Raw genomic sequence first — 8,744 nt, 5'->3', positions numbered from 1 at the left:
GCGCCGCCACTCATCTTTGGGGTTTTATATCCTAATCAAACCTTACATTGCCATATATTTAATTTTGCCTAACTGCCTATGGAGTTTATTGCTTGTATCGCAATATCTCCAAGGCAATTATCGCTCCTTCAGCGATCGCTAGATATCTCTATAAGCGATCGCCCCTCTCGGTACATATAGCAATCCTAGAGGAGTTGAGAGAGGCTACGACTTCGCTCAGGCATCGGAATAGGTTGGCTGAGCGAACAAGCCATAAAACCCAGAAGATTGTTGCGGCGCAACAATCTTCTGGGTTTTCTAACATAACTGGCTACAGCTATATTTAAATTAATTGCGATCGCAATATTTAGCTTGACAAAATTTGACTTAAAGAAATACGACTTAATTCAATAAAAATTCAACAAAAAAGATGTAAATCTTAAGAATAGTGGAGGTAATGGGAGTTAATTAACGATGTATTGGGGACAAATACTCAGTATCAGATGCCGCGTATTATCTTTACGGTCACTATCGAAGCTGGTGGGGACATTACCACTAAGGCGATCGCGCCACCACCTCGATTACGGGGAATGCTGGTAATGTCACGCTTAAGGCGAATTAGGAGACATCTGTAGCGGGTAATCTTAGAATAAAAGTAGGGAATATTGATGCTTTTGATAATGGTAATGGCAATGCAGGAGATGCAAAATTGACTGTTGGCTTTGATAGTGATATTGATGTCATCGGAATTGAAGGACTAGAAAAGTTACCTCATGTTGTTTCATCTGATATTTGGATTAACAATTCTAAGAGTCATGCGGTATTGGTAAGTTCAATACGCAACATCAAGTCAGGGCAGTCTTAATTCTATTGCTCAAAATAATGCGCCTACGGTTGCTACGGTTGATTTGATTACATCCAAAATTAACTATGGAGCAATCAATATTGCTCCATCTCTATCGCCTGAGGATAAAATTACACTCCAACAGAATACGCAAAAAATGGAAGAGTATTTTCTTAATGCGAAACGTATTTTAGGATTTATCTAAACTAAAAAAATATCGTTAAGTCATACCTACTGGAATTGACCCCGATTGTTGGCTACAGCGATCTACTAGAAAGGATTTCCCAAACTTACACGGAGGGACGTATCCAAGCAGTTCAGGCAGTCAACATCCATCTCGTTGAAACATGCTGGCAAGTCGGGCGGCACATTGTCGAGTTTGAGCAAAACGGTAAAATTCGAGCGGACTACGGCAGAGGACTCATCAGTAGCTTATCTAAAGACTTGACCTTTCGACATGGTAAGGGCTTTAGCCGTAGTAACCTGATCCGTTGTCGTCAGTTTTACCTAACCTATCCCAAAAGTGCGACATTGTCGCAGCAATTAAGCTGGGCTCATGTGGCGGAATTACTAAAAATGGAAGATCCGCTAGAACGCAATTTTTACGAACTGCCAACTCTGCTAGAACGCTGGTCAGTCCGTGAGCTAATCCGCCAAAAGGAAAGTGCGCTATTCCTACGCTTAGCAGCTAGTAAAGACAGGGAAGGTATATTAATGAGGTACAACATTACGATATTGGACAGATGAATATGTATTTGGGATATTTTGCTAATGAGGAAAATATCGAAGGAGACAATCCACCAATCGGAATTATTCTCAGTCGGCAAAAAGATGAGCTATTGGTGGAATATGCAACTTATCAAATCAATAGCCAGTTGTTTGTACAGAAGTATCAGCTTTATTTGCCGAACCGTGAGGAGTTACGCCGAGAGATTGAGTTAACGTTAAGAGAAGTGGAATTATGAGCCTACTTTCCCGTATGGGCAATTACCGATCGCCCATACAACAAATCATTTGCAGTTGATTATGTTTTAAAGAACAGTAATAGCGATAACCTAAAAGTCACGACTCACAGTAATAGCGATCGCCTTTAGAAGATAGATTGTTGATGCGATCGCCAGATTTGTAAGCTTTGTGAGGAATTGGAGATTGATCTGCCGTTATCATTTAGACAATAGAAAATAATATTTTGCGAAATTTGCGAATAACCCTTAAGGAAATTTGCGCTCAAACCCAAACCAAGGGAATTTTGGAAAGCGCTGCGAAGCAACGCTTTCCAAAATTCCCTTGTGGTTCGTTTGATCGATAATTGCTGTAAGGCTGAAAACAAAAAATTTGCTTGACAATATTTCGTTATATGTATATACATATAATATGAGTAATTCAACTGCTAAGCCTAACCTTGAGATCGCGAATCAAGTCCCCACAACCTGCATGGGGCTTCATGTTCGTAGAGCGTCACGTATTATGTCGCAACTGTATGATGCGGCATTTCGCCCAGTTGGCTTAGTGCAAACGCAATTTACCTTATTGGTCGCGATTCACCTGTTAGAGCCTGTAGCGATTACTCAGTTGGCTCAAGAGTTGTTTACAGATCAAACCACCATCACTCGCAACATCAAGTTGTTAGAGCAGAGGAGATTGGTCGCCTTCAATCTAGGCGAAGATCGGCGGATCAAGCTAGCATCTTTGACGATTGACGGACAATCGGTTCTGGAGCAAGCTCTGCCTTTATGGGAACAAGCCCAAATCGATGTAAGACAACAACTCGGAGAGCAGAAGTGGCAAGATTTGCTATCCCTCCTATCGGAGGTAAAAACTTTGAATCAAAGAAGTTGATAAAAAAGTTATCTCCCAAAAAACACATAGCAGTAGTTCATAACTGTGGAGGTTTTAATGGTTCATGTCAGTCATCGCCCTAAGATTTTAGTCACAGGGGCAACGGGTAAAACGGGTAGGGCTGTGGTAGCCCAACTGTTGGAGAAAGGCTTTCCCGTGCGAGCGATCGTTCGTTCCCGTGATGCTAGGAGTCAAAGGCTCGATCGCCTCGGTGCGGAAACCGTCGTTGCCGATATGTTCGATGTGGATCGGATGGCAGCAGCAATGCAGGGAACAGTACGGGCTTATTATTGTCCACCGTTCCATCCCTTAATGATCCAGAGTGCGGCGGTGTTTGTCACTGTGGCGAAAGCATTGAAACTGGAAGCGATCGTGGGACTCAGTCAATGGACGGCAAGTGCCAACCATCCCTCCCTGCATACGCGCCAATTGTGGCTAGTGGAGCAGATGTTGGCAGCGATCCCTGATATCGCCTATGTGAATCTCAATCCTGGGTATTTTGTCGATAACTATCTGCGGTTGATTGACTTCGCATCGTTATTGGGGATTTTTCCCATCTTGACTGGGCATAGCCGCAATGCCCCTCCATCTAACGAAGATATCGCTCGCGTTGCCGTTGAGCTATTGATGAACCCCGATCGCTACGCAGGCAAGCGCTTTCGTCCCACTGGTTCCAAACTCATGTCCGCCTATGATATGGCTGGGGTCATCCGCAAAGTGCTGGACAGTCCTGTCTTTGCCTTTGACTTACCTTGGTGGATGTTTGAACGGGCAGCCCGTCTACAGGGAGTCTCGGCGTTTGAAGTGGGCAGTTTGCGTTACTACGTTGAAGACCATAAGCAAGGAGCGTTTGAGTTTGGTGCGCCAAATTATGTGGTTGAGGAAGTTACTGGCAAACCTCCAGAGGATTTTGAAACAATCGTTCGGCGCTATGCTTCGATGCCCTATGCTCGCAGGACTCTTGCTAATCGGTTACGCGCTTTTATGCAATTTAATCTCGTTCCCTTTACCCCTGGGTATAACCTGAATGGGTTTGAACGGCAACACTTCCTTCCCGTCCAGTCCGATCCGCAGTTCGTAATGAGTAGCGCTCGCTGGCGAGCTGAACATAGCTTACAGTGAGTATTGCAGCTATTTCTCATTCATGCGGTCAAATCAAGGAAGTCAGGCAAACTCGCTGTTCCAAATATCCACTAGAGTTCTTGATTGAAATAAATATTGATGGAATTATCAACGAATTAAAAAGAGGTAACTAGCCATGAACGAACAAATATCTGACAACCCTAGAGTCATCGCCTTTCCACCCGCTCTCTATGGAGTTACCTTAGCGATCGGAGTTGGACTCAGTTTCTTTTTCCCAGTTAGCTTTTTGCCGCTTTCAATATCTCTGCCTTTGGCATTGGTAGCGATGATTATTGCAGGTTGGTTCTCGACCTCCGCATTTCAGACGATGACTCGCGCCCAAACGGCGATCGATCCTGCAAAACCTGCCACAGCGATCGTCTCCGATGGAGTTTTTCGTTTCAGTCGCAATCCGCTCTATCTGTCTCTAACTCTGCTCTATATCGGTATCAGCCTTCTACTCAAAGCAGTCTGGGCATTCGCCCTATTGTTGCCGCTCTTAGTAGTAGTCCAAATTGGCGTAATTCAGCGCGAAGAGGTTTACCTAGAACGAAAATTTGGCGATGAATATCTCCGCTACAAAGCCCAAGTGCGTCGTTGGATATAATCGAAGAACGGTTCACCTAATAAATGAATGCTCCCTTTATGATTCGATTGACTGCCCCAGAAGAGATTTCCGAAGTGATTGCTTTAGCAGAGGCAACGGGTTTGTTTGAGCCAGAGCAAATCGAATCTCTCGCCCAAACGATCCATCAATATTTCAACTGTACAACAGAATCTAGAGACTTGTGGTTGACCTGCTACAGCGATAAACCTGTCGGAATCGCTTATGTTGCACCTGAGCGAATGACCGAAGGAACTTGGAATTTATATCTGATTGCGGTACATCCGAATCAGCAGCAGAAAGGTTACGGGAAGTCTCTGCTACAGCATGTTGAGAAAACCCTAAGCGATCGCGGTGAGCGTATTTTATTAGTAGAGACCTCTGGAACCGAAGACTTTGAATACGTTCGCAGGTTTTATCGCAAGAACGGCTTTGAGGAGGAAGCAAGGATTCGAGAGTTTTATGCATCTGGCATTGACAAAATTGTTTTCCGTAAGGTACTACCTCTATCCAAAAATTTGTAAACACAAGATTCTAAGGATATCCCCATGACAAAATTTGACGATCATCCTACCGTAAAGCTTTTGCGATCGCAACAAAAATCTCAAGAGCAGAATCCGACCAGTACGATTTCATCGCCGATCGATCGCGATTGGTTGCGAACCTTCTGCTTGGATTTGGGCGTTGATGATGTGGGTTTTGTGAGTATCAATCAACCTGAAATCGCCGATCAACGGACAAAGCTGTTACAGGCTTTTCCACAGACAAAAAGTTTGATTAGTTTTGTCTGTCGCATGAATCGGGATAACGTTCGCAATCCCGCCCGCTCTGTCGCCAATGTGGAATTTCACCACACGGGAGAGGAAATCAATGAAATCGCTCGCAAAATTGTCAGAGAATTAGAAGATCGTGGGATAAGAGCAATTAATCCAGCGATGGGATTTCCGATGGAAGCCCAAGACTTTCTCAATGTCGGTAAAAATGTCTGGGTTGTTTCTCACAAACCGATCGCAGTTGCCGCAGGATTGGGACATATGGGCATTCATCGCAATGTGATCCATCCCAAATTTGGCAACTTCATTCTCTTGGGTACTGTGCTGATGGATGCGGAGGTGACGGGATACGATCGCCCCATTGATTACAATCCCTGCGTGGAGTGCAAACTCTGTGTAGCCGCTTGTCCCGTGGGGGCAATCGGTTCGGATGGGAACTTCAATTTCTCGGCTTGCTATACCCACAACTATCGCGAATTTTTAGGCGGCTTTACCGATTGGGCGAAGAATGTTGCCGAAAGTAAAACGGCGAAAGACTACGATCGCAAAGTCGGTGAGGCGGACTCGGCAGCCATGTGGCAAAGTTTATCCTTTGGAGCCAATTATAAAGCCGCCTATTGTCTCGCAGCCTGTCCTGCGGGTGAAGATGTGATGGCTCCCTTTTTGCATAATCGTAAAGAATTTATTCAAGAGGTCGTCAAGCCTCTGCAAGATAAGGTCGAAACAGTATATGTCGTTCCCGGTTCAGATGCCGAAGCCCACGCAGCTAAACGCTTTCCCCATAAGCAGATCAAGTTAGTTCGCAATAGCCTAACGCCTATTTCCATCGCAGGCTTTAGGAATGGAGTATCCTTAACCTTTCAACCGAACCAAGCCAAAGGTCTCAACGCGACCTACCATTTTCTATTTACTGGGCAGGAATTCTCCCAGTTCACGATCAAAATCTCCAATCAAGTTTGTGAAGTTCAAGACGGACTGGTGGGTAAACCCGATCTGATCGTCAAGGCGGATAGTAAAACTTGGATTGCTTTTTTGCGGAAATACCAAAACATTGTCTTGGCAATTTTGACTCGCAAAATCCGCATCAAAGGCGATATTCGGTTACTGCTCAAATTCGGGAAATGCTTCCCATCTTAAGCTAAATTGTTCTTAATCCATAAAAGTGCGGCGACACCTTTATGAATTAAGAATCAAATCATTGGCGATCGCCTAAAAATCACGACTCACAATAATAGCGATCGCCTTCAGCAACCCCATTACAGATAAATAATTGAGGAGATATATCTCACTTGACTCAAAGTGTAAATCTACGGTATTTTATCATCAGTATAATGATTAAACCATAATTGAGTTAAAACTTTGAGCTAGATCTTAGAAAGTACATACTTCAAAAGTTAGATATGGAATCTGAAAAAAGAAAAATTGTTGTGGTAGGAGCTAGTCGTGGGATTGGTGCATCCGTAGCGCAGCACTTTACCCAAAAAGGTGATTCTGTGTTCTCGATTTCTAGAGGTCAGCCAATTGCAGGAAAATGGATTCAAGCAGATATTTCCACTCCAGAGGGAATCAAATCAATTGTCAGTAGCATTAGTGAATCAACTGTAGATGCCCTTTTGTTTATGGGGGGAGTTTGGGAAAATGGTGCATTTACCGATCAATATGACTTTATGACAAGCTCTGATCAAGAAACTCGCTTTGTGATAGCTGTAAATACGGTTGCACCGATTGAACTGACCAAGCAACTTGCCAAGAATCTTGCTAAATCTGACAACCCAAGAGCTATATTTATTGGCGCACTATCAGGAATGGATAACTCTCCAACAATCGAGGTAGCTAATACAGCGTCTAAGTTTGGATTAAGAGGAGCGGCTCAGGCACTAAAACTAGCTCTCCGTGATTACAAGATTGGTATTACGGTCATTAATCCAAGCAATATCGCTACAGAAGAAGTAGTGGCAGATATCGAAGAGGGTAGATTTACAGCACAAGTTCCAATTCCACTTACAGATATAATCTCTGCGATTGAATGGATTTTAACACTTTCAAATGCTGTGGATATTGGGGAGATAAACATGTATCAGAAAGGTTGATTGAGAAATATTTCAAGCAGATTGAGGTTACAAATGCTGCCTAAAAATCACGACTCACAATTATAGCGATCGCTACTGTAATCCCAACGATAAATTTTATTTTCTCCAATCGCGTTCAGTCTCTTCGTTTGCAGGAAAGATACACTCAATTCTAATCTCCTGAAGAGTAATGTCATAGGGAGTGCCTAATGTCGCGATCGTTGAAAAAAACTGCCAATTTAAGTTGTTCTTTTTTAAATGCATGGTAAGTAGTAAAGTATGCTGTGCAGAATGACTCAAGTTTTTCCAAAGATTAGAGGCAATCGGATAACTCATGAGTTCTTCAAACAACAAGGCAGACTGTTCGCTCTCAATCGATGAATTTGCTTCTCGGTATGTTCGTTGGAGTAAATGACTAGCCACCTCTTCCCAATTAGCGATAAATGGTCGTAATCCCTGCGGATCGAACACAACTCGCATCAAATTAATTTTTCCATCAATACAGAATAGGTCTTGTAACTTGTTGGGATCGAGAAAGGTATTGAGAAGTCGCTCGGCTCCTTGATTGGTTTTGAGTAAATTCCAGTAGCGATCGATTACCAGCGCAGGATAGGGTTCTTGTTGTTGCAATATAAATGCGATCGCTTTACAAACTGGTTTCATTTCAGGAGCCGATAGATCGGTTTCTGCATGAATGGGAGCAAATCCAGCCGCACTGAGCATGAGATTTTGATGTCTGAGCGGTATTTCTAAAACCTTTGCCAATTGCAAGACCATCTCCTGACTGGGCTTTGCTCGACCCGATTCTAGAAAACTGATGTGACGTTGGGAAACTTGACTACTAAGAGCGAGGTCAAGCTGACTGATATTTCGGTGATCGCGCCATTGCTTCAGTATGGTTCCAAAGGAATTTGGTTGATGCAAAATTGCTCGCTGCTGCATAGTAAATCCTTCAGGGAAATGAGTTTGATTACCTGTGAGGTAATTGTTTTGATTATCTCTCTTTGACATGATATTCGCAATGACATCTCGAAGTCATTCTTTTATTCGGACAACAGGAGCAACAACATGACCTTACTACGTGCTTTTTTAATTGCTACGACAGGGCTAATTTTTTCCGTATCAATTTATGTCATTGTGACTATGGGTATCAATTGGCCAGTCATCTATTTTGGTGATTTATTAGAACTTAATTGGCGATCGCAGTTCAACACCGATCTTTTAATTTCTCTCAGTTTGCTGACAATCTGGATTGTTTGGCGAGAGGGATTTACATGGAAGGGTTTTCTATTCGGATTTTTGAACTTCTTCTGTGGTTTTATGTTTAGTTGCCCCTATTTACTATTTTCGACCTACAAAGCAAAAGGCAATCCCAATATTCTACTACTGGGAGTAAATGCTGATAGCTAATAGAGTTCTAATCCTAAGTAATTATCAAAAGCGATCGCCTAGAAATCACGACTCATAGTAATAGCGATCGCCTTGAGAAGATAGATTGTTAATGCGATCGCCTA

General features: G+C 43.1%; 10 protein-coding genes and 1 pseudogene. 10 read left to right on the top strand and 1 reads right to left on the bottom strand.

Translation table 11 applies throughout. From position 1 onward, the window contains the following. Positions 1-482: 482 nt before the first annotated feature. From AC805_RS27050 to AC805_RS00775, 9 genes and pseudogenes are all read left to right on the top strand, one after another. Positions 483-614, top strand: coding sequence for a hypothetical protein (locus AC805_RS27050; RefSeq protein WP_269433538.1), 132 nt, complete (start codon positions 483-485; stop codon positions 612-614). 74 nt (positions 615-688) lie between these two features. Further along, positions 689-844, top strand: a complete 156-nt coding sequence (locus tag AC805_RS25325) for a hypothetical protein (RefSeq protein WP_156341267.1) — start codon at positions 689-691, stop codon at positions 842-844. Positions 845-1,102: 258 nt separating this feature from the next. Continuing rightward, positions 1,103-1,788, top strand: a pseudogene (locus AC805_RS27220) (PDDEXK nuclease domain-containing protein). Between the two features lie 409 nt (positions 1,789-2,197). Continuing rightward, positions 2,198-2,662, top strand: coding sequence for a MarR family winged helix-turn-helix transcriptional regulator (locus tag AC805_RS00800; protein WP_055073647.1), 465 nt, complete (start codon positions 2,198-2,200; stop codon positions 2,660-2,662). Between the two features lie 57 nt (positions 2,663-2,719). Next, the gene (locus tag AC805_RS00795) at positions 2,720-3,784 is read left to right on the top strand and encodes an NmrA family NAD(P)-binding protein (protein WP_055073646.1); all 1,065 of its coding nucleotides are present in this window, start codon (positions 2,720-2,722) and stop codon (positions 3,782-3,784) included. 136 nt (positions 3,785-3,920) lie between these two features. Continuing rightward, positions 3,921-4,391, top strand: coding sequence for an isoprenylcysteine carboxylmethyltransferase family protein (locus AC805_RS00790; protein WP_055073645.1), 471 nt, complete (start codon positions 3,921-3,923; stop codon positions 4,389-4,391). Between the two features lie 23 nt (positions 4,392-4,414). Next, positions 4,415-4,912 (top strand): N-acetyltransferase, encoded by a 498-nt coding sequence (locus AC805_RS00785; RefSeq protein ID WP_231662376.1) that lies wholly within the window; start codon positions 4,415-4,417, stop codon positions 4,910-4,912. A gap of 24 nt (positions 4,913-4,936) precedes the next feature. Continuing rightward, entirely contained in the window at positions 4,937-6,298 is a 1,362-nt protein-coding gene (locus AC805_RS00780; RefSeq protein WP_055073644.1) for an SCP2 sterol-binding domain-containing protein, read from the top strand. Positions 6,299-6,561: 263 nt separating this feature from the next. Beyond that, positions 6,562-7,251, top strand: coding sequence for an SDR family oxidoreductase (locus tag AC805_RS00775; protein ID WP_055073643.1), 690 nt, complete (start codon positions 6,562-6,564; stop codon positions 7,249-7,251). A gap of 96 nt (positions 7,252-7,347) precedes the next feature. Here AC805_RS00775 and AC805_RS00770 read toward each other — a convergent pair whose 3' ends face one another. Then, positions 7,348-8,241 (bottom strand): helix-turn-helix domain-containing protein, encoded by an 894-nt coding sequence (locus tag AC805_RS00770; RefSeq protein WP_197278593.1) that lies wholly within the window; start codon positions 8,239-8,241, stop codon positions 7,348-7,350. Positions 8,242-8,298: 57 nt separating this feature from the next. Between AC805_RS00770 and AC805_RS00765 the strand changes: the two genes are divergently transcribed. Continuing rightward, positions 8,299-8,640, top strand: a complete 342-nt coding sequence (locus AC805_RS00765) for a hypothetical protein (RefSeq protein ID WP_055073642.1) — start codon at positions 8,299-8,301, stop codon at positions 8,638-8,640. Positions 8,641-8,744: the final 104 nt, after the last annotated feature.

Origin of the sequence: Pseudanabaena sp. 'Roaring Creek' (assembly GCF_001402795.1) — a bacterium.
GTDB lineage: Bacteria > Cyanobacteriota > Cyanobacteriia > Pseudanabaenales > Pseudanabaenaceae > Pseudanabaena.
The sequence above is the reverse complement of the archived record's forward strand: the minus strand, read 5'-3'. Positions and strand labels throughout refer to the sequence as shown.